At 68.0% G+C, this 21,121-nt stretch carries 20 protein-coding genes, 1 other RNA gene and 1 pseudogene; 12 read left to right on the forward strand and 10 right to left on the reverse strand.

The genetic code is table 11. The annotated features are described in order from the left end of the window. Positions 1–21 precede the first annotated feature (21 nt). An RNA gene (gene rnpB / locus EET13_RS17025) (RNase P RNA component class A) lies at positions 22–433 on the reverse strand. A gap of 99 nt (positions 434–532) precedes the next feature. Between rnpB and EET13_RS17030 the strand changes: the two genes are divergently transcribed. From EET13_RS17030 to EET13_RS17055, 6 genes are all read left to right on the forward strand, one after another. Beyond that, entirely contained in the window at positions 533–1,249 is a 717-nt protein-coding gene (locus EET13_RS17030; RefSeq protein ID WP_122443384.1) for a 2OG-Fe(II) oxygenase, read from the forward strand. A gap of 172 nt (positions 1,250–1,421) precedes the next feature. Next, a complete protein-coding gene (locus EET13_RS17035; protein WP_425293692.1) occupies positions 1,422–2,603 on the forward strand; it encodes a VOC family protein in 1,182 nt (393 codons plus the stop codon). Then, entirely contained in the window at positions 2,600–3,553 is a 954-nt protein-coding gene (locus EET13_RS17040) for a fumarylacetoacetate hydrolase family protein (RefSeq protein ID WP_122443386.1), read from the forward strand. The genes EET13_RS17035 and EET13_RS17040 overlap by 4 nt, the downstream gene beginning before the upstream one ends. Then, a complete protein-coding gene (gene mhpA / locus EET13_RS17045; protein ID WP_122443387.1) occupies positions 3,550–5,115 on the forward strand; it encodes a bifunctional 3-(3-hydroxy-phenyl)propionate/3-hydroxycinnamic acid hydroxylase MhpA in 1,566 nt (521 codons plus the stop codon). Before EET13_RS17040 ends, mhpA begins: the two co-directional genes overlap by 4 nt. Before the next feature lie 2 nt (positions 5,116–5,117). Beyond that, the gene (locus EET13_RS17050; RefSeq protein ID WP_168991291.1) at positions 5,118–6,749 is read left to right on the forward strand and encodes an MFS transporter; all 1,632 of its coding nucleotides are present in this window, start codon (positions 5,118–5,120) and stop codon (positions 6,747–6,749) included. 44 nt (positions 6,750–6,793) lie between these two features. Next, positions 6,794–7,834, forward strand: coding sequence for an alpha/beta fold hydrolase (locus tag EET13_RS17055; RefSeq protein ID WP_244603963.1), 1,041 nt, complete (start codon positions 6,794–6,796; stop codon positions 7,832–7,834). A gap of 73 nt (positions 7,835–7,907) precedes the next feature. On the opposite strand, the gene EET13_RS17060 is transcribed toward EET13_RS17055, so the two are convergent. Then, the gene (locus EET13_RS17060) at positions 7,908–8,567 is read right to left on the reverse strand and encodes a TetR/AcrR family transcriptional regulator (RefSeq protein ID WP_122443390.1); all 660 of its coding nucleotides are present in this window, start codon (positions 8,565–8,567) and stop codon (positions 7,908–7,910) included. A gap of 136 nt (positions 8,568–8,703) precedes the next feature. Here EET13_RS17060 and EET13_RS32330 point away from each other — a divergent pair, with 136 nt between their 5' ends. After that, positions 8,704–8,838 carry a hypothetical protein gene (locus EET13_RS32330; RefSeq protein ID WP_280177719.1) on the forward strand — a complete coding sequence of 45 codons (135 nt, stop codon included), beginning with the start codon at positions 8,704–8,706 and terminating at the stop codon, positions 8,836–8,838. Positions 8,839–8,859: 21 nt separating this feature from the next. Here the strand turns inward: EET13_RS32330 and EET13_RS29905 are convergent, their stop codons facing one another. Further along, positions 8,860–10,137, reverse strand: coding sequence for a Zn-dependent alcohol dehydrogenase (locus EET13_RS29905; protein WP_168991292.1), 1,278 nt, complete (start codon positions 10,135–10,137; stop codon positions 8,860–8,862). Here EET13_RS29905 and EET13_RS17080 point away from each other — a divergent pair. Beyond that, complete coding sequence (locus tag EET13_RS17080) at positions 10,109–11,614, forward strand: aldehyde dehydrogenase family protein (RefSeq protein WP_122443393.1); 1,506 nt, start codon at positions 10,109–10,111, stop codon at positions 11,612–11,614. The genes EET13_RS29905 and EET13_RS17080 overlap by 29 nt on opposite strands. Positions 11,615–11,635: 21 nt before the next feature. Here the strand turns inward: EET13_RS17080 and EET13_RS17085 are convergent, their stop codons facing one another. From EET13_RS17085 to EET13_RS17105, 7 genes are all read right to left on the reverse strand, one after another. Continuing rightward, complete coding sequence (locus EET13_RS17085) at positions 11,636–11,896, reverse strand: hypothetical protein (protein WP_122443394.1); 261 nt, start codon at positions 11,894–11,896, stop codon at positions 11,636–11,638. A 108-nt stretch (positions 11,897–12,004) separates the two neighbouring features. Continuing rightward, positions 12,005–12,289: a hypothetical protein gene (locus tag EET13_RS30435; protein ID WP_136624885.1), complete on the reverse strand. Its 285-nt coding sequence runs from the start codon at positions 12,287–12,289 to the stop codon at positions 12,005–12,007. Then, positions 12,286–12,660, reverse strand: coding sequence for a hypothetical protein (locus tag EET13_RS30440; protein ID WP_168991293.1), 375 nt, complete (start codon positions 12,658–12,660; stop codon positions 12,286–12,288). Before EET13_RS30440 ends, EET13_RS30435 begins: the two co-directional genes overlap by 4 nt. Positions 12,661–12,955: 295 nt before the next feature. Further along, positions 12,956–13,579, reverse strand: a complete 624-nt coding sequence (locus tag EET13_RS17095) for a hypothetical protein (RefSeq protein ID WP_122443396.1) — start codon at positions 13,577–13,579, stop codon at positions 12,956–12,958. Between the two features lie 343 nt (positions 13,580–13,922). Next, positions 13,923–14,642 carry a hypothetical protein gene (locus EET13_RS17100; RefSeq protein WP_122443397.1) on the reverse strand — a complete coding sequence of 240 codons (720 nt, stop codon included), beginning with the start codon at positions 14,640–14,642 and terminating at the stop codon, positions 13,923–13,925. Positions 14,643–14,708: 66 nt separating this feature from the next. Continuing rightward, the gene (locus tag EET13_RS30445) at positions 14,709–14,873 is read right to left on the reverse strand and encodes a hypothetical protein (protein WP_168991294.1); all 165 of its coding nucleotides are present in this window, start codon (positions 14,871–14,873) and stop codon (positions 14,709–14,711) included. 267 nt (positions 14,874–15,140) lie between these two features. After that, the gene (locus EET13_RS17105; RefSeq protein ID WP_122443398.1) at positions 15,141–16,577 is read right to left on the reverse strand and encodes an FAD-binding oxidoreductase; all 1,437 of its coding nucleotides are present in this window, start codon (positions 16,575–16,577) and stop codon (positions 15,141–15,143) included. A gap of 148 nt (positions 16,578–16,725) precedes the next feature. Between EET13_RS17105 and EET13_RS32845 the strand changes: the two are divergent. The 4 genes and pseudogenes from EET13_RS32845 to EET13_RS17125 form a co-directional block, all read left to right on the forward strand. Next, a pseudogene (locus EET13_RS32845) lies at positions 16,726–16,828 on the forward strand (antitoxin); the annotation flags it as partial. A gap of 104 nt (positions 16,829–16,932) precedes the next feature. Continuing rightward, positions 16,933–18,126 carry an amidohydrolase family protein gene (locus tag EET13_RS17115; protein WP_122443399.1) on the forward strand — a complete coding sequence of 398 codons (1,194 nt, stop codon included), beginning with the start codon at positions 16,933–16,935 and terminating at the stop codon, positions 18,124–18,126. An 8-nt stretch (positions 18,127–18,134) separates the two neighbouring features. Continuing rightward, positions 18,135–19,859, forward strand: coding sequence for an N-acyl-D-amino-acid deacylase family protein (locus EET13_RS17120; RefSeq protein WP_122443400.1), 1,725 nt, complete (start codon positions 18,135–18,137; stop codon positions 19,857–19,859). Then, the gene (locus EET13_RS17125) at positions 19,852–21,096 is read left to right on the forward strand and encodes a cytochrome P450 (protein ID WP_244603959.1); all 1,245 of its coding nucleotides are present in this window, start codon (positions 19,852–19,854) and stop codon (positions 21,094–21,096) included. The genes EET13_RS17120 and EET13_RS17125 overlap by 8 nt, the downstream gene beginning before the upstream one ends. Positions 21,097–21,121 lie beyond the last annotated feature (25 nt).

Here is a 21,121-nt window from a genome sequence, read left to right on the forward strand (position 1 = left end):
GGGTCCGTCGGGGCGCTAGCGCGGGCGAGTTGGCCTGTAAGCCGGATTCTGTTCCCTGCCGCCGCGGCTGAACCAACGGCGGCACGGCGGCGACCATCCATCTGGGCACACCGTCACCGGGTGCCTCGAGCGGCCTACCCGCAGACTCGGGCGAGCAACCCTCGAGCGTCTGCGCGGCCGCACCTTCGGTGCGGCCTTCTTGGCCTTGCTTCGGGTGGGGTTTGCCGAGCCACCCCGGTCACCCGGGATGCTGGTGCGCTTTTACCGCACCGTTTCACCCTTACCACCGCGAGGGTGGCGGTCTGTTTTCTGTGGCACTTTCCCGCGAGTCACCTCGGATTGCCGTTAGCAATCACCCTGCTCTGTGAAGTCCGGACTTTCCTCGACTCGGCGCTGGCACTCCAACTCAAGCCGCGGCCGCCCGGCCAACTCGTCCGCGACCAACACCGTACCTCCTGGGGATAGTCCAGGCCAGCAACCGTGCGGCGCCTACTATTCTGCCGTCAGCGTGGATGGCGTGAGGAGCGGCTCGATGTCGGACACCCGGTGGCAGACCCGAGCTGAGTCCGGCGATTGGGACGCCATCGGCGCGCAGCTCGACGCCTATGGCGGTGCGCTGCTGCCCAGGCTGCTCACAGCCCCCGAAACGGCGCACCTCCGTGCGCTTTACACCAGAGACGACCTGTTCCGTAAGACCGTCGACATGCAGCGCCACCGCTATGGCGCCGGCGAATACCGTTACCTCCGACGGCCCTACCCGGAGCCGATCGAACAGCTCAAGCAAGCCCTGTACCCCCGGTTGCTGACCATCGCGAGGGACTGGTGGACCAAACTCGGCCGCGAGAGCCCCTGGCCGGACACCTTGGACGAATGGCTGCAGAGGTGCCATGCCGCCGGCCAGACCAAGCCCACCGCGCTGCTGTTGCGCTATCGCGCCGGGGATTGGAACGCCCTGCACCGAGACCTCTACGGCGACTTGGTCTTTCCGCTCCAGGTGGTCATCAATCTCAGCGACCCCGCCACCGAGTACACCGGCGGCGAGTTCCTCCTGGTCGAGCAGCGGCACCGAGCCCAATCGCGGGGCACCACACTGCAATTGCCGCAAGGGCACGGGTACGCGTTCACCACCAGGGACCGACCGGTGCGGTCGGCTCGCGGGTGGTCGGCCGCACCGGTGCGCCACGGTATCTCGGTGGTGCGTTCGGGAGAACGCTACGCGTTGGGGCTGATCTTTCACGACGCCGCCTGAAACCTTCGGGTGTAGCCCGGCAGCGCAGGCGCGGCGCGGGCAATCGTCACTGCAAGCGCCGAGTTGCGGCGTGGTTGGCGACGATCCTTCGCGCGTGGCCGGCGCTACGGACGGAGCAACCCAGCACCCTGAACTCAGTTTTGAATTTTTCTTCAAAACCTCTTGACTGATGATCCCTTCGCCAGTGAAGATATCGTCAGAATCAAATTTTGGAGGATGTCTGGTGACGTACGATCTGGCTGCCCACGACCACTTGCACAGCGAGCACGGCGCCCGTAAAGGCGAACACCCCGGACGCTCGTCCAACCCGGTGATCAAGGTTCACGACATTGCCTGGCTGGAGTTCGAGAAGCCCGACCTGGACCGCGCCGGGGCATTCGCTGCGGCGTTCGGCTTCGCCGTTTCCGCCCGCACGCCTGACGAGCTGCACCTGCGCGGCGCAGACGCCGGTTCGCCATGCATCCTCATCCGGCGCGGCCATCGGTCCGGGCTGGTCGGCGCGGCATTCACCGCCCAGGACAAAGACGACCTGCTGCGGTTGTCCGACGCGACCGGATGCCGCCCACAGCGACTGCCCCAGGCGCTCGGCGGCCTCTCCGTCGACCTGACCGATCCGGGCGGGCTCACGGTTCGCGTGGTGGCGGGCACCCACCAGTTGGAACCACTGCCGTGGCAGCCGCCGCACACCTTCAACATCGGCCACGAGGTGCAGCGCGTCAACGCCACCCAACGCCCGCCGCGGCGCCCGGCCACCGTGCAACGGCTCGGGCACCTGGTCCTGCAGACCACCACCTATCTGCGGACACTCAACTGGTACCTCGACACGCTGGGGATGATCGTCAGCGACTTCCTGTTCTACCCAGGACAGCGCGAGCGGGGCCCGACCATGAGCTTCATCCGCTGCGATCGCGGCCTGACCCCCACCGACCACCACACGCTGGCGCTCGCGCTGGGTCCGGCCAACCGCTATGTGCATTCCGCCTATCAGGTTTGCGACCTGGATTCACTGGCCGCCGGGGGGCAATACCTGGCCGAATGCGGCTATCGCCGATCCTGGGGAATCGGCCGCCACATCCAGGGCAGTCAGCTCTTCGACTACTGGCGCGACCCGGACGGGTTGCTGGTCGAGCACTTCACCGACGGCGACCTGTTCGACTGCACACTCCAACCCGGGTGGGCGCCGTTCGCGGCATCGGGCCTTGCCCAATGGGGCCCGCACGCCACCCGAGACTTCTTGGGCGCCAACCTCAAATCCCTACCCCGAGAGGCTCTTTCGATGGTCCGTGCGCTGCGCGCCGAAAACGAGTTCGACTCCCGCCGCCTGATGGCCCTGATCAAAGCAGCCAACTCATGACTGTCTCCATCCTGCGCACCGCGGACGCCTGGTGGGTCCAAACCGCTAGCGGCGCAACCCAAGTCACTACCCACGCCACGAACACCGCTGGCTTGCTGGCCGACCGCGCCGCCATAGCCGCAACCGCCACGTCAGCGGCCGACGCCGGCGGGGACGTCGTCTCCACCGATAGCCTGCACCTGGTTTCGCCGGTGACGGCGCCGTGCCGGGTGGTGGCACAGATGACCAACTTCGCCTCACACGTCAAAGACGCGGGTATGGACCCGAAGACGACTCCCCTGACCTTCTTCCGAAAAACGTCCGGGTCGATCAGCGGCCCGTTCGACGACATCGTCAAGCCCGCGCACGTCCGGTTCCTGGACTACGAGGTGGAAATCGGGCTGGTCATCGGCCGGGAGCTACCCGTCGGCGCCACCGTCACCGCCGCCAACTGGACCGACTATGTCGCCGGCCTGGTGGTCACCAACGACGTGTCCGCCCGCGACATCCAGCTTCCCAAAACCCAGTTCTACGAATCCAAGTCGTATCCGACGTTCACCCCGGTGGGTCCGGCCCTGGTGCTGCTGGATGCCGACGAGCTCGGACGATTCGGCGAGCTGCGGCTGCGGCTGCGGGTGAACGGCGAACCGCGCCAGGATATGCGGGTAGCCGGCGACATGATCTATTCGCCGCTGCAGGCCCTGCAGGGGTTGTCGCGGTTTCAGCATTTGCAGCCCGGAGATCTGGTGCTGACCGGCACCCCGGTGGGCACCGCGCTCAGCGCTCCGGCCAAACCCGTCCAGATCGTCAGTTCCCTGTTGCCACCCGCGGTCAAGTGGAAAGCCTTCTTCAAGAGCCAGCTCCGCAACGCCAAGTACCTCAACGACGGCGACGTCGTCGAGGCCACCGTCGGCACCGATGACGGGGCGATCGACCTCGGCACGCAACGCACGGTGGTGCGCTACCAATGATTTCCCCGGCTGCTTCGACCACTGCCGTACCCGTCGTCATCGTCGGGGCGGGACCTACCGGGGTCACCGCCGCCACCCTGCTCGCCCAGTACGGCATCCCCTCCCTGCTGCTGGACCGGTGGGAAACCGTCTACCCGCAACCGCGCGCGGTACACCTCGACGACGAGATCCGGCGGGTCATCACATGGCTAGGTGTCGGTGAGGAGTTCGCCGCCATCTCGCGCCCGGCCCTGGGGCTGCGGCTCGTCGACCCGGAGCTGCGGACACTGGCCCAATTTTATCGCGATCCGGCGCACAGCGCGCACGGCTTTCCGCAGGCGAACATGTTCGACCAGCCGGAGCTGGAGGCACTTCTTCGAGCAAACCTCAAGAAGCACAACGAGGTTCGGTTCCGCGGCAACACCGAAGTAACCGAAGTCAGCCAGCGCGAGCCCGGGCGGGTGCGGGTCAGATATACCGATCGGATCAGCGGTGAGCAGCAGATCGTCGACGCCGGCTACGTCCTGGGTTGCGACGGCGCCAACAGCGTCGTGCGTGCCTCGATCGCTGGCGCGCTGCGTAGTCTCCGGTTCGAGCAACGCTGGCTGGTCGTCGATGTGGCGACCGACTCCGCGATCGACCGGTGGGACGGGGTGCACCAAGTCTGCGACCCCTACCGCGCCGCCACCTATATGCGTATCGGTGAAAGCCGCTACCGCTGGGAATTCCAGCTGCGGGACAACGAAACCGCAGCCGACTTCGCCACGATGACGACCCTGTATCCCCTGCTGGCCCCGTGGGTCAACGAAGTGCCGCCCGACGAGCTGTCGGTGGTGCGAGTTGCCGAGTACACGTTTCGGGCAGCCGTGGCCGACACCTGGCGCCGGGGCAACGTCTTCCTGCTCGGCGACGCCGCTCATCTGACTCCGCCGTTCATCGGCCAGGGGATGGGAGCCGGCATCCGCGATGCGGCGAATCTGGCCTGGAAGCTGGCCGGCGTGCTGACCGGGAACCTTCCCGCCACCGTTCTCGACACCTACCAGCAGGAGCGAAAGCCGCACGCCCGCGCCATGATCGGACTCGCCCTGACTGTAGGTTGGTCCATGACGGCTGGCGGCAGGTTCGGCAATGCCGTGCGCGGCGCCGTGGTGCCGCGGCTGCATCTCGTCCCCGGGATGCGGTCACGGCTAACCACCAGCCGAACACCGGCACTGCACCGCAGCGCCCTGGTGCACAAGACGTTGACCGGCTGGCGGCGCGCAGGGACATTGTGCCCCAACGCAATCCTTCCCACCGGTGAACGACTCGACGCGGCGCTGGGACGAGGCTTCGCGCTCATCACCACCGAGACACCCAATTCTGTTCAGCGCGAACAACTCCGTCGCCGCGGTGCCGTGGCAATCGACGCGGCGCCGGAAAGCGAGCTTGCTCACTGGCTGCAGCGGGGCGGGGTGACGGCGGCCATCATCCGGCCCGACCGCACCGTGCTGCATGCCGGCCGCCGATTGGCCGTCCTCTGCGCTGCGGTGCCGCGATTTGTGTTGCCCGGCAACGGCGATAGTGCCGATTACGAGAGGAGATGACGATGCGCAAAGATCCCCGCGGCGTCGTGCTAGCGTGCTGCGGCGCCTTGGTGGTGGTCATGTCGGCGGTCGCCGGCGTCAATGTGGCGCTGCCCGACATCGCCCTGGACCAAGGCGCCAGCGCGACCGATCTGACCTGGATCGCCGACGCCTACACCGTGGCGCTGGCAGCGCTGGTGCTGCCGGCCGGAGCCATCGGTGACGACTTCGGCCGCCGGCGCACCCTGCTCGGCGGCACACTGCTGTTCGGGCTGGCCAACGTCATGGCGGCCGCCGCGGGCTCACCCCACGCCATCATCATCGCCCGGGTGATCATGGGTATCGGTGCGGCGCTCATCATGCCCAGCACGCTATCGACGATCACCGCCGTCGTGCATCCCGACCACAAGGGCCGCGCGGTGGGCATCTGGGCCGGATTCGCCAGCGCGGGATCGGTCATGGGGCTGCTGATCAGTGGCCTGTTGCTCGAGCACTACTCCTGGCGGTCCACCTTCGTCGGCACCGCCGCGATGGCCGCGGTATCGCTGCTCGTCACGGTGGCGCTGGTGCCCAACACCAAGAGCGCCGAGGAACCCGCGCCGGACTTCCCCGGGGCCGGTTTGAGCGCGATCGGGATCGGCGCACTGGTGTACGGCATCATCGAAGGCGCCGACCATGGCTGGACCCATTCCACCGTGGTGGTGGCTTTCGCGGCGGCGGTGTCGGCGACGACGCTGTTCGTGGTCCACGAACTGCGGATGGCACGCCCGATGCTGGATCCGCGCCTGTTCGCCGACGCCGGATTCAGCACCGGCACGGCAGCGCTGATCATCCAATTCCTGGGCACCTTCGGCTTCTTCTACGTCGGGCTGCAATACATCCAGCTGATGCTCGGCTACGGGCCGATGAAATCTTCCCTGGCGATGCTGCCCATGGCCGCAGTGATCCTTCCCCTGTCCGCGATCGCACCGAAACTCGGTGAACGCCTTGGCAATCGCATAGTGATCGCCGCAGGTTTGGCGTGCATGGTCGCCGGCTTTACATTGCTGGCCCGGCTCGACACCGCCTCCACCTACACCGATCTGCTGATCGGCATGCTGGTCTTCAGCGGCGGCCTGGCATTGTCGGCCACCCCGGCAACCAACACCATCGTCGACTCGCTGCCGCCGGACAAACAGGGCGTCGCCTCGGCGATGAACGACGTCACCCGCGAACTGGGCGCAGCACTGGGCATCGCCCTGCTCGGCTCGCTGTTCAGCGCCGGCTACCGCAACCACCTCGCGCTGCCCGCGGCGGTGCCGGCGCAAGCGGCCGGCACCATCCGCGAATCACCCGCGGCGGGCATGCACGTGGCCGCCGACCCGCAACTGGGTGCGCTGGGCCCCAGCGTCAACGACGCGGTGCGCGATGCCTTCGTCACCGGCCTATCCCACGCGTTCACCGCGGGTGCGGCCATCACCGGGCTGACACTCGTTCTCCTGCTGGCCTTTCCGCTGCCGCGACGTGGCCGGCACCGCAAGACGCGGCGCTTGCCGGCGCCACCGGCCCCGACATGGTGGCTGCCGCTGCTGCGCGGCCGGCTGCCCAGCCTTCCCAGTCCGGCCAAATCGACCGCATCAGCCGCATCAGCCGCGAAGATGTTGCGCCGCAACTGAGACTCGCCGGCGTCAAGGCCTCATCGACCAAGGAGACGACAGTGATGGTTGATTTTTCCTACACCGAGCCGCCGCAGCGCGTCACCGAAAAACTCGAGGACGGCCTGGCGCAAGCCATACGGGCCGCCGAAGAGATGGTGTCCGGGCTACCCGACACCGCCGCCCGGTCTGATCGCGACGGTGATATCGAGCACCTCGGCGCCGTCACCGCGGTCCACCGGTTCGTCGACGCACCCGGGGACAGCGAAACCCTGCGGTGGCACGTCGTGGAAGCCGGCGCCCGCTCGGACCCCACGGTGGTTTTCCTGCACGGGCTGCCCGACTCGTGGTGGCAGTGGCACCATGCCCTGGAAGGTCTCGGGCAGCGCTATCACTGCCTGGCGGTGGACCTCAAGGGTTACGGTCAATCCGACAAGCGCAGCGGTGATTACCGGCAGGCCGGCGTCGCGGCGCAGCTCGGGGCACTGCTCGACGAGCTGGGCGTCGGCGAGTTCACGCTGATCACCCATGACCGTGGCAGCCCCGTCGGTGACCACCTGGTCGCGGCCATGGGTGCGCGGGTGCGTGGCTACGGCCGTGGGCAGCAACATCTTTGGCATCTGCATCCGCGGCTGCATCCCCAGGAACAGCTGATGCAGTCGGCCGGAGCCCCGGCTATGCTGGGCGAGGCCCCGAGCTTCGTCACGACCGTCTATACCTGGCTCGCGGAACGCCCGGTTGCCCAACCGGATCTGCTGCGCACCATCGCGGAATTCAGTCATCCGGGTATCGCCACCGCGGTCCCCCGTTACTTCCACTCCTCGTCGTTCCGGCAGGAATGGGTGGACCGCCGGAGCCGGCTCATCCCGGCATGGACGGCTCCGGTGCTGCTTTTGCAGGGCGCACATGACCCGCTGCAGCCGCGCGAGTTTTACCAGGAACCAAGCCTTTTGGCGATGCTACCGCCGGGCAGCGACGTGCATCTGTTCGACACCGGCCACTTCTGGCCGTTCGAGGCGCCGCAGGAAACGGTTAGGGTCCTCGCCGACTTCTGCGACCGGGTCGCTCCGAGATCCTCGCCGCTGGCCAGCGCCACGCCAGCGTAGGCGCTCGGGTCCACCACAGATGTTGCGCACTCACTTTCGGCCGACGTCGGCGGGCGGCGTCGCCGCGTGCCGCTCAGACCGCCGGGCCCGCGCCGTCACCGTCATCCAGGAAAGGCAACGGCCGCAGGCAAATTCGATGCGCCTCAGCGGCGGGCATGCCGAACAGCCGCAGTAGGCTTTCGGTGACTTCGTCGGTGGCTCGGGCGTCGTCGCGCTCGGGCCGATCGCACAGTAGTTGACCGAGACCCAACAGTGCCCCGCCGGCAACCGCCATCGCCAGTTCGGGGTCTGTCACATCGAACCGGCCTGCTGCTGCTGCTGCGGCGATATCCCTTCTGACCCGCGGGGCCAATCCACGGTCCGAGGCAATCAAATCCAGCCCATGAGAGAGCACGACACCGCTCTCCTGCGGGCGCCGGCGAAACATCCGGCCGGTCAGCCGAAAGCTGCGCGCGAACGTCTCCGCGGGGTCTTCGGAGGACTCCGCAATGGCGTCCAGCAACGCCCCGTGAGCGTCGAGCACCTCATTGACCGCCGCCTGAAACAGCTCCTCCTTGCTGTCAAAGTGGTTATAGAACGACCCGACACCCACGTCGGCAGCGTGGCTGATGTCCTGGACCGGCACGTTGACCTTGCCGTCGGCAATGAAGCGTTGCGCGGCTTTGATCAGCGCGGCCCGGGTGCGCTGCTTACGACGTTCCTGACGGTTTGCCGGCCTGTCGGAATCGTTCACGCAGCTATCTCCTCGCCCCACCTCGATATGGCTCTTATCACAATACCTCAATATTGAAGAAACGCTCAGATAGTTGTTAACTGATGCTCTGCTGCGTAACTGAATAACTCTTCAGCATGTAGCCCGGAGGTGCGCGATGACGTCGCAGAACGCGGGAGGCTCGTCGTCGCTGCCCGCGCTGCCGTCGACGCCATCCGTGTCGCCGCCGACACCCGCGCCAGCGCCGCCAGTGGTTGTGGCGCCCGCGGCGCTGCTGCCGCCGGTGCACTGAGGCAGGTGGGATCCGGCCGAATCAGCCGGACGCACCGAAACAGACGACGCTGCGCGCCCCCCGACCGGCGGCCATGTCACTGAACGCGGCTTCGACATCCTCCACGCCGATCCGCCGGGTCACCAGCGCCTCGAGGTCAAGCCGGCCACGCCCGGCAAGCTCGGCCAGCAGCGGAATATCGCGGGCCGGGTCGCTGGCGCCGTAGACGCTTCCCTGGATCTTCTTGCCGTCGGCCATCAGCATCAGCGCGGGGAACGTCACCGACTCGGTGAAGCCGGCGGCACCCACCAGCGTGACGGCTCCGCCCCGGCGGGTCGCGTCAAAGGCCGCGCGGATGGTCGCCGGCTTACCCACAACCTCGATCCCGTGATCGACGCCGGCGCCCCCGGTGAGGTCGCGGACTGCGTCCAGGAGGTCGGTCTGGGCGGCGTCGACGGTGTCGGTCGCGCCGTTGGCGGTCGCCGCCGGAAGTTGCGCGCCGTTGCGGTCGGCAGCGATGATCCGCGCCGCGCCGGCCAACCGGGCGCCCTGGATGGCGGCCAGTCCCACCCCGCCGCAGCCGATGACCAGCACACTCTCGCCGGGGCGGACGGCTGCGGTGCGCAGCACCGCGCCCACCCCGGTAGTAACGCCGCAACCGAGCAGCGCCGCGTGGTCCAGTGGCAGCGACCGGTCAACCGGCACGACGGCGGCGGCCGGCAACACGGTCTCTTCGGCCAGTGTCCCGGCGCCCATCTCCGGCCACACCGGGCCGGTTGAACTCTGGGCATAAGGCTCGCCGAAGGCGTGCTTGAGACCCCGGGGGCACAGTTGGGCCTCACCGCGCAGGCAGTGCGGGCAGCGCCGACAGGGCACATTCCACGTCAGCACCACATGGTCGCCGGGGCTGACGGCAGTGACGGCGTCGCCCACTTCGCTGACGATTCCGGCGCCCTCGTGACCCAGCGTGCAGGGCAGCAGCGCCGGCATGGAGCCGTCGCGCACCGACAGGTCGGTGTGGCACACACCGCTCGCGCCAAGGCGCACCCGCACGTCGTGGACGCCGATCCGGCGCAGCTGGAGTTCCTCGACCGCGGTGGTTTGCCCCACCTCCCGCAGCACCACCGCCCTCATGGAACCGGCCTCCTGCATCCAGCCCGGCGGGGTCGCCGCCGTTTCGGCCGAGCGGGAAATGGCGGGGCGGTCAAGCACTTCATAGCGACCTACGATGGCGAGATAACCACGCCGGGTCAAGGTTGCCCCGACGGTCAGGTAAGGAGACGGGCCGAACATGAGCAAGACGGGATCAACGACGATCACCCGCAAACGCCAATCCTCGCGCGGGGGGCCAGTTTTGACCATCGGCGGTGAGCCGCAGCCGGGCGCCGCGGGAACCTATCCGGTCCACAATCCGGCCCGGCCGGCCGAGATCGTCGGCCACGCGCCGGCGGCCGACCGCGCTCAGCTGGACGCCGCCGTGGCGGCCGCGCGGCGGGCAGCACCGGCCTGGCGGGCACTCGGCGTCGCCGAGCGGGTGTCCGCGCTCTCGGCCGCGGCCACCGCGGCGGCCGCGCAGCTGACCGCGCGAGACGGCGCGCGGCTGTACACCCGAGAACACGGAAAAGTGCTCAGCGAGGCCAACTTTGAAATCAGCACCGGTCCGGGGCTGGCGGCGCTGATCGGGTCCATGGCCCAGGCGGCGCTGGCGCCCGAACAGGTCGACCCGCGATCGGCCTACCCGCGTCTGCAACGGGAGCCGTTCGGCGTGGCCGCGCTGGTGTTGCCGTTCAACTGGCCGCTGGCGCTGACCATGACGAAGCTGACGTCGGCCCTCAGCGCGGGTAACACAGCCGTCGTCAAGGTTCCGCCGACCTGCCCGCTTGCCGCACTAGAACTCGCCGGGGCGCTGGCCGCGGCGCTGCCACCGGGAGTGGTGAACGTGCTCGCCGGCCCGGGCAGCGATCTCGCCCAGGCGTTGGTCACTCACTCGGGCATCGACCTCATTTCGCTGACGGGTGGGGTGGGCACGGGCCGCGCCGTGATGGCTGCCGCGGCGGCGCGGCTGACTCCGGTGCTGCTGGAGCTGGGCGGTAACGACGCGGCGATCATCGCCCCCGACCTCGCGGTCAGCGACGAGCTCGTCGAGCGGCTGGTGACAGCGGCCTATACCACCGGTGGCCAGGTCTGCATGGCCATCAAGCGGCTCTACGCCGCCGCCGAACGGACCGCCGAGTTGGCCGAAGCGGTGCTGGCCCGCTGTGAGCGGGAGGTGATCGGCGACGGCCTCGCCGACGAGACGACGTTGGGCCCACTGCATACCGCGGCCGGCCGCAACCGGGTGGCCGCTCTGGTCGACGACGCGCGGGCGCGTGGCGCATCGGTCCGGACGGCCGGGCGGGTCCGTGACGCCGACGCCGACGCCGGCGGCTACTTCATGCTGCCGACCGTCGTTACCGATCTGGCCCCGGACTCGGCGCTGACCACCGAGGAGCAGTTCGGCCCGGTACTGCCGATCTTCGGTTACGACGACCTCGACGACGCCGTAACCGCCGCCAACGCAACCGAATTCGGACTGACCGCGTCGGTGTGGACCGGCGACGAGGCGCTTGCCGACCGGGTGGTGTCGCAGCTCGTGGCGGGCACGGTCAGCGTCAACTGCCACGGCCTGGCCGCACAGGACCCACGCCTGCCGTTCGGGGGTTGCGGCCAGTCGGGCATTGGCCGCGAACTCGGCGTCGAAGGGATCCGGGCATTCACCCAGCCGCGGACGTTCGTGCGGCATCCGGTTCCGCGCTAGCGTCTAGGCCCTCACGGAACGTCAGGTCATCGCTGCGGCCCATGCGATGTGACCCTCGAAGCCCGGCGATGCCGCCATGGCGCGGTATCGATCCCGCAGGCCGCCGTAGCGGCCTTGATCACCCCGCGCCCGCGCCAGCATCGCGCGCCACCGCAGCAGGTTGATCTCGCGCGACCTCAGATCCTCATCCCCCCGGGCGGCCGCCAGCCTGGCGACAGCTTCAGCGGCCGCACCGATGTCGCCTCCGTCGCCTTCCCCCGCGCCGGTCAGCAGTGTCTCCACCAAAGCACCGGTGGACGTGCCGAAGTGCCCAAGCTGCCTGGCGCGGCAGAGGTCGTCGGCAGCTTCTCGCAATCGCGGTAGTGCGCGGTCGCGATCACCGCGCCGGGATCACTCCCGTGCGGCCCACACCTCGGCGACGGGAAGGTCCGACGGGGAATAGCGGTCCTGCAAACACATTTCGCGGACCTGTCCGAGCACCTCGAGTCCGTGCACACGATCCGCCCGGGAGTCCCGACGCACGAGCGCGATGCCGTGCGTCAACCGTGTCAGACCCAGCGCCCGATCGTCACCCGACCGCTCGGCGATCCGCAGGGCCTCGTCGATCTCGCACCGGGCCGCATCGTCAGCCCGCAAAACCCCATTGGGTACCGCACCGAGGTACTTGTACGTCACGACCATGGCGTGCGACCACGATTCGGTTCCGCGGGCCGTCGCAACAGCCTCCTCGAGATCCGTTCGCCACCCGACACGACCCCGTGCCAATCGGGCGGTGCCCCGCGTTGCCAGTGCCACCACCAGCGGCGAACCCACAATGGCGTTTCCGCGGGCCCCGTCACCGTGGGCCAGCTCAATGACCAGCTGTGACCAGCGCGGCACCGCCCCATCTCGGCGGACTGGATCTTGGTGGCGATCGCCCCCAACGACAGCCCGATCGTGAGCGTCGGATCACCGATCGATTCGACCAGCGCCATGTGTTCGGAAGCCAGTCGCGGCGCCGTACGTATCCGGCCGTAGACGAAGTGCTCCATGATCAGTCCGGCCATGCCGATGGCCAGCGACGTCGTCCACGGCGGCCGAACACAACTCCCGTAGTTCCTCGAAGCGCGCTCCGATTTCCAGATGCGCCCGGAACCCGTTGGCGCACAGCAGGGTATGTGACGTGATTCGCATCGCGACGCAGTCTGCGACGTCGTCGGGCAGGGCGTCGGCGATCTTCCGGGCACGCTCCCAGCTCAGACACGCCGCGGCCTTGTTGCGAGCGGTCGCCCACTCTCCGGCGCGCGGGTGCCAGCCGGTAGGCCTCGCACAGGTCCCCGGCGGCCTCCCGATGCTCGGCGATCAACGCCGCATTCTCACCGATCGATCACGGCTCGCGCTCCTCGACGGCGGCAGCCAGCCGCCGGTGTAGCCGAGCGCGGTCGGACTTGAGCTGTGACTCGTGGCAACCATGCGGATCAGCGGGTGACGAAACGCATACTCCTCGCGCGCACCGAAGGTGACGCGGTCGATCAGCTCGGTGTCGAGCAAACCGCGCGGAACCACGTCGACGCACAGTAGGGCCAGCAGGTCGCCGCCGAAGCGCGATCCGATCACCGCCGCAACGCACAGCACGCGCTTGGCCTGCGGGCCGAGTCGGTCGATGCGAGCGGCGATAGTCGTCTGAAGCGTCGCCGCGACGGTGACGTCGCCGACGTCGGCGTGGCATGTGTAGGCCCCAGGGTCGCCGGACAGCACGCCGCGTTCGGCCAGATCGCGCACGAACTCCTCAGCTAACAACGGATTGCCCGCGGCCCGGGCCCGAATCGTTGCCGTCAGCTCGGCGACCGACCGGTCTCCTCCGAGCCGCTCGCCGATCAGGGTGGCCGAGCCCGTATCGTTCAGCGCGGCAAGGGTGATCGATGCAGCCGATGCGCCCAGGCCTGCCCTAGAAAGCCCCCACGTAACAACGCAACACAACGCCACGACGACGGTGTCTTGCGGCGCTGGAGGTCGCCACCGTCACAAGCACCGACCGCCGCACCGACCGGCACCGCGCGGATCACTGGCACGCCGACATCAACTCCTGGCTCACCAAAACCCCAAGACCACAATGCATTCCCCCCCCACCACCAGGCTCGCGGCTCAAGCTCGTCGAAGTGCTCTTCTGCAGCATCACCCACCAAGCAAACCGCCGCCGAAAACCGCCGGCGAAATCCTGCCCCACACCCGTAAACGCAATTCAGATGCCGGACACCAGATCTGTAAATACCGCTGCGGGTAGCGGGTGGGCTGCCGACCTTAGTCGTGAGTCAGTGAGCCGGTCGGCTCACTGATCAACAACGTCCTGGTCCGGGCTGCGCTTCGAGCGCACAGTCGGGCGCGCCGACCGCCGCCGCGGAATGCGGTCTGCGATGCCACTCAGCGAGTTGACCATCCTGTTGAGGGTATCGACCGCAGACTCCAAGGTGTCGGCGGTCGGCGTCAACCGCTCGATGGCAGGCTGCAACCGACTCAGGATTTCCGCGGCTTCGGTGAGCTGTTCGAGCGGTCCATTCTTAGCCAACAGCTTGTCGATAACGCCGTCCTCGGCGAACATCCGCTCGATAATGCCGTCCTCGGCCAACATGCGCTCCAGCGGCCCCTCCTCAGCGAGTAACCGATCGGCGAGCCCACCGGGCGCCACGATCCGCTCCAGCGAGGAGCTCGCTCCGTCGGACACCCGATCGAGTAGACCGCCGGGCGAGGTCAACAGGTCGACAACCCCACCCGGACGCATCAGCTTGTCCGCGGGCCCGCCACGGACCAGAGCGCGCCCCATCGCCCTGTCGTTTTCGGTTAATTCGGCAACCCGGTTAGCGCCCACGAGCGCGCCGCGCAGCGGAAATAGGTCGGTAATCGGGTCCACCGTCTTCGGGCCTTCCTCGCCCAAGGACTGCTTCACAGCCCCGAGCACGATGGCCCCAACGGCGAGCCCGGCGTCGGCCACCGCAACACCGGCCCGCACCGGGGCTGTCGCTACGCCGACGATGACTTTGCTGATGTTCACGCGGCAAGTGTATGCGCCAGTGCCTGAGTCGACGCGGTTTGAGAGTCGGGGTTGCCTGATTCGGATTCAGTTGACCTCGCAGGCCACCGCGGGGTATGGGTGTATCTGCATCCCGCATGTGTACTCGGCCGGCATGCGGTAGCCCAGCACCGAATGCCGGTGTCGGTGCTCGTGCTTGACGTGGCCGATGACCATGCCGGGCTTTTCGGACGATTCGATATGACCGTTCACCCAAGGACATTCAGATGGGATGCAGACCGAACCCGTCTGGTACTCGCAGAACCGTTGCCGCGCTTGGGAAACCAACTCTGGGTCGGCGTCTCACCGAAGCACCTGCAGCGGCCCGCCTGGCACCGTGAACGCCTTCTCGGTGACGAGGCGTTCGGCGGTGATTGAGGGTGGAGTCGAAGTGAAAGTCGATCGCCCACACACAAGGGATTGCGGACAGTTCAGGGTCCGCCCTTCTAGTCTAGCGCCCCCACGAAGCCCACCGCACGACTACAAGTTCAGCCCGGAGAACATGACCCGGCGGGGATCGTATTTCTGCCGTACCGCGCTCAGTCGGGCTAGATTCGGGCCGAAGTAGCGCGACGCCGGCTGGTTTGCCTCAAGATAGTTTACATAGCCGCCGACCGAATACCGTTGCACCGCTTGGTGTGCGGTGTTGAGCCAACTGGTCGCCGCCGAGGGGGAACCGGCGTTTTCGACATACCACTGCACCAGCGCGCCCTGCCGGCGCCACGGAAAGGCGGTGGCCCCGGGCGCCACGCTGGCCAGCGCGCCGTCGAGCGCATGCATGATCGCCAACATGCGGCCCGCGTCGCGGGGAAATGCGTCCACCGCCGAGGCGATCCCCGCGGCGACGGCCGCGTTGACCGTGGGAAAGACGTCGGATCCGCCGACATATCCCAGCGGTGACGGGTTCAAGTTGTTGACGGCCAGATACTTCACCAGGTCCAGGTGATTGAACGTATGGTGCTCAGTGCCGGCCGGTTGCACGCCTACGGCTGACGTGATGGCGTTCGCCGCACTGCCACCGGACCCGACCGGGCAGGTCGCGAGGATACGGCAATGCGTTCCGAGCGCGTCGGTGGTGCTGTCGGCCAGTGCCCAGCTGTTCCGGTCGGCGGTTCGCAGCCAGTTCTGCCAACCGACCAGAACCTGCGCGAACGACTGCGGCGGAAAATTGATGTTCACCACGTCGAGATCCTTGGTGGCGAACGTAGCGAAGGTCAACGAGGTCGTCACGCCGAAGTTGCCGCCACCGCCGCCGCGCAGCGCCCAGTACAGGTCGGGATTGCTGGTTGCAGACGCGGTGACCGCCTGGCCGCCGGGCAACACGACCGACGCCGACGTCAATTGGTCACAGAGCAGACCCGCGTGCCGGGAACTGGCGCCCAGGCCGCCACCCAGGGCATGGCCCGCGGCACCGACTGTCGGGCAGGTCCCCGTGGGGATACCGCGACCGGCTTCGGCCAGCGACTCGTGCACGGCGTACAGACCGGTCGCGGGCGTCACCGTGACCTGTCCGGTGCTGGCGTTGTAATCGACTCCCCCGGGCAGCTGGCGCAAGTCGAGCACCATGACGCCGTCGGCCGTGGACGCCCCGGTATAGGAGTGTCCGCCACTGCGCGCGGCGACCTTGAGATTGTGCGCGCCAGCGAATGCCATCGCCTTTTGCACGTCCGCCGCCGATGCCGGGGTGACGATTACCGCCGGTGTCGACCCGTTGTAGTTGGTGTTGAAAACTTGTTTGGCCGTTGCGAATTGGGAGTCGTCCGGACGTATCACTCTGCCGCCGACGGCGGTGGACAGGCCGTCCAAACCGGAGGGGCTCGGATCAGCCGCGGCGCGAACCGGTCCCAAGGCGACGCCGGCGGCTAATGCTCCGACAGCGCCCCGCAGAAACGCCTGGCGCGATATCTCACGAGCCAACGTCGGGCTCCCGCGATTGCGTCATGCCCGACATTGTCAGCGACGGGAACCACCAGACCGCACCACATGTCGCAGAATAACCGGAACGTTCCCGAACCGTTACCCCGCACGGCATCGGGTACCTACCTGAGTAATCCGTACTCCCACCATGAGTAAGCGTCTGCAGGTGCGCGTCGACGAAATACAGCAGATCGCACGTCGGCATCGGACGACCGTCTCGCCGCACCCTACGCAAGGCGCCGGAGCGCGAGCAGACGGCGATCGACTGACCTGACGCAGACCAAACTTTGCATTGATAGTATAGATAGCGCGAAAAGCCATTGACAGCGGCCGACGCCCGTCGTTAGCTTCATTTATGGCGCTGCTGCCAGACCCCGATCCCCGGCAGCGACAACACGTCGTGATCTCGGTCGACGACCATGTCATCGAGCCGCCGGATCTGTTCGTCGGACGGCTACCCACCGCATTGGCCGGCCGCGCCCCGAAGGTCGTCGAGACCGACGACGGACGCCAGGTGTGGCGCTACGAAGGTCGGGAATACCCCAACATCGGGCTCAACGCGGTGATCGGGCGCCCGCGCGAGGAATGGAGCATGGAGGCGGCCCGGTTCGACGAAATGCGGCGTGGCTGTTGGGATATCGACGCCCGGATCACCGACATGGACCTGGCCGGCATCTGGGCGTCGCTGAACTTCCCGTCGCTGATCGCGGGGTTCGCGGGCACCGTGTTCTGGAAGAGCGACGACTTGGTGCTGGGGCTGGCGACGCTAAGGGCCTGGAACGACTGGCATCTCGAGGTGTGGGCGGGTAGCTACCCGCAACGGATCATCCCCCTGCAGCTACCCTGGCTGGCCGACCCGCAGCTGGCGGCCGAGGAGATCCGCCGTAACGCCGAGCGCGGGTTCAAGGCGGTCAGCTTCCCGGAGTTGCCCGCCCAATGCGGCCTGCCGAGCCTGCACACCCGGGCGTGGGATCCGTTCTTCGCCGCCTGCCAGGAGACCGACACCGTCGTGTGCCTGCACACCGGCTCGGCGCAGTGGGCGCCGATCCCCTCCTTCGACACCCCGTTCGAGACCATCACCACGCTGTTCCCGGTCAACGGCCTGGTGGCGTGTGCGGACATGCTGTGGTCGGGCATCCCGGTGCGGTTCCCGCGGCTGAACATCACGCTGGCCGAAGGCGGGCTGGGCTGGGCGGCCATGCTCGCCGACCGCGCCGATTACGTTCTGGCGCATTCGGCTTCGGGCCAGGAGGGCGGATCGTGGCAGGGCGACCTGCTGCCCAGCGAGGTGCTGCACCGCAACTTCTGGTTCTGCTCGATCGACGACCCGCACGCGTTCGGCGCGCTGGAGGCGATCGGCGCCGAGCGCATTCTCGTCGAAAGCGACTACCCGCACGCCGACTCGACCTGGCCCGACACCCAACAGGTCGTGGCGCGCAACGTCGCGGGTCTGTCGGCGGAGGACGCCGCCAGGATCACCCACCGCAACGCCGCACGGCTGTTCCGTCACCCGCTGCCGGACGACGGATGGCTGACGGCCACCGGATAGGAGGCGTCATGCTGGACCTATTGATTCGCGATGCCGAAATCGTCGACGGCACCGGCGCGCCCGCCCACCACGGCGACGTCGGCGTCCGTGACGGGCGGATCGTCACCGTGGGAGAAACCGACGATTTGGCATCGAAAACCGTTGATGCCCAAGGACTTACGCTAGCGCCTGGTTTCGTCGACCTGCACACCCACTACGACGCGCAGCTGTTCTGGGACCCGACCGCCAGCCCGTCGGTGCAGCATGGCGTCACCACGGTCTTCGGTGGCAACTGCGGCTTCAAGCTGGCGCCCGCCGCGGACGACCAGCACGACTACCTCACCCGCATGCTCGCCCGGGTCGAGGGGATGCCGCTGGACGCGCTGCGGGCCGGACTGGACTGGGGATGGGCATCGTTCGGCGATTGGCTCGACCGCCTCGAGGGCCGCATCGCCGTCAATGCCGGCTTCCTGGTTGGTCATTCGGCACTGAGGCTGGCGGCGATGGGCGGCGACGCGGTCGGTGGCCAGGCCGGCCCGGAGCAGATCGACACAATGGTCGGGCTGCTGCACGACGCACTGAACGCTGGCGCGCTCGGGCTGTCGACCTCCCAGTCGCCGACCCACAACGACGGTTCCGGACAAGCGGTGCCGTCGCGCAGCGCATCGCGGGACGAACTGGTAAAGCTGGCATCCGGCGTGCGCGAGCATCCGGGCACCACGCTCGAGGCCATCATTCCGGGCTGCCTGTCGGGGTTTACCGACGACGACATCGCACTGCTCACCGACATGTCCGTGGCCGCCGACCGGCCGCTGAACTGGAATCTGTTGGGTGTGACGGCGGCCAACCCGGCGGGGCACGAAAAGCAATTGCGCGCTTTCGGTGTCGCAGCCCAACGCGGCGGCCGGGTGGTGGCCCTCACTTTGCCGCAGGCCATGAAGATCCGGCTGTCGTTCCTGTCCGGTTTCGTGCTCGACGGACTGCCCGGCTGGCGCGACACCATGCACCTGCCGGTTCCGCAGCGACTCGAGGCCCTCGCCGACCCGCAGGTGCGTTGCCGGCTCGCCGAAGGCGCCACCGCCAAGGAGGCGGGCATGCTGCGCGGCCTGGCGCAGTGGGATCGACTGGTCATCGTCGAGACGTTCGCACCCGAGAACGCCGACGCGACCGGGCGCGGCGTCGGCGACGTTGCGGCGGCCCGTGGCGCCGAGCCGTTCGACACGCTGTTGGACATCGTGATCGCCGACGAACTGCGCACCGGGCTCTCCCCGCCACTGACCGGGGACGACGCGGCCGACTGGCAGGCGCGCGCGCAGGTGTGGCGCCACCCCGGCGCGGTGATCGGTGGCTCGGACGCCGGCGCTCACCTGGACATGATGTGCGGCGCGATCTATACGACGTCGCTGCTGGGCAAGGGCGTCCGGGAGCACCGGGTGGTGACGCTTGAAGAGGCGGTCCGGTTGATCACCGACGTGCCGGCCCGGTTCTACGGGCTGAGCGAGCGTGGCAGGATCGCGCCGGGCTGGCACGCCGACCTGGTGCTGTTCGACCCCGCGACCGTCGGCCCCGGACCCGAGCGCACCCGCTACGACCTGCCCGCGGGAGCGCCCCGGTTGGTCGCCGACGCCCGCGGGATCACCTCGGTGTGGGTCGGTGGGGTCGAGGTGTGCCGCGACGGCGCCGCCACCGGCGCTCTGCCGGGCACCGTGCTGCGGTCGGGCCATGATACCGAGACGGTGTCGGCTCATGGCTGAGCCGATGTCCCCGCTGCCCGGCGAGTTCAACCCGACCGAGCTGCAGGGCGGGCTGCTCATGCAGGTCGAAAACGTCCACGAGCGGCTGCGCGAGGCGCGCGCCAAGCACCGTGTCATGCTGGGAAACCCCTTCACCGAGGTCGGCTCGGGCCAAGTTGGCGACTTCGGAGTGACCGTGCTCGGCTACGACGAGTGCCAGACGGTGCTCACCCACCCCGACACGTTCTCCTCGTCGATCTATGAGCGCATCATGGGTCCGGTCATGGGCCGCACCCTGTTGGAACTCGAGGGAGCCGAGCATCGCGCCAGCCGGGCACTGGTCTCGCCGTCGTTCCGGTCGGCGCTGCTGGAGCGGTGGCGCAGTGAGCTGGTGGAGCTGGTGGTCCACGAACTCATCGACCGGTTCGCACCGCGCGGGAGCGCCGAACTGGCCCGCGAATTCACCTTCGCGTTTCCCGTCCAGGTGATCGCGCGGATCATGGGACTGCCGCGACGGGACTACGTGCGCTTCCAGCGGCTGTCGATCGAGCTGCTCAATGTGGTCTACGACTGGGACTGCGGGCTGACCGCGTCCAGATCGCTGAAAGCCTACTTCACCGAGATCCTCGCCGAACGCCGGCGCAACCCGCGGGACGACCTGATCAGCACGCTGGCGGAGTCCGAGATCGACGGCGCGCGGCTGACCGACGACGAGATTTTTGCGTTCCTGCTGCTGATCTTGCCCGCTGGAGTCGAGACGACATACCGCGCCTCGGGCAACCTGCTGGTCGCGTTGCTCACCGAGCCGGAGCTGCTGGACGCGGTGCGGGCCGACCGCACCATGGTCCGCGCTGCCATCGAGGAGGCGTTGCGCTGGGAGCCGCCGATCACCACGGTAGTTCGGCTGGCGGCCCGAGACTGTGAACTCGGCGGAGTGGCAATCCCGGCGGGTACCAACGTCAGCGTCAGCGTCGCGGCCGCCAACCGGGACCCGGCGCGTTATCCGGACCCGGACCGCTTCGATCCCACCCGCAAGAACATCGCGCACCTGACATTCGGCGGCGGCCCGCATCTGTGCCTCGGCATGCACCTGGCGCGCATGGAGACCGCGGTGGCCGTCAACGCACTGCTGGACCGGTTGCCGAAGCTGCGGCTGGACCCCGGGGTTCCGCCATCCCATGTCGTGGGAGTCGCCTTCCGCTCGCCGGCGGCGCTGCCGGTCGTCTTCACCCCTACCCCTCGTCGAACGTGCACGTAGTGCGAACAATCGCGCCGGAATTCGC

The sequence above is a fragment of the Mycobacterium attenuatum genome (assembly GCF_900566085.1).
Classification (GTDB): domain Bacteria; phylum Actinomycetota; class Actinomycetes; order Mycobacteriales; family Mycobacteriaceae; genus Mycobacterium; species Mycobacterium attenuatum.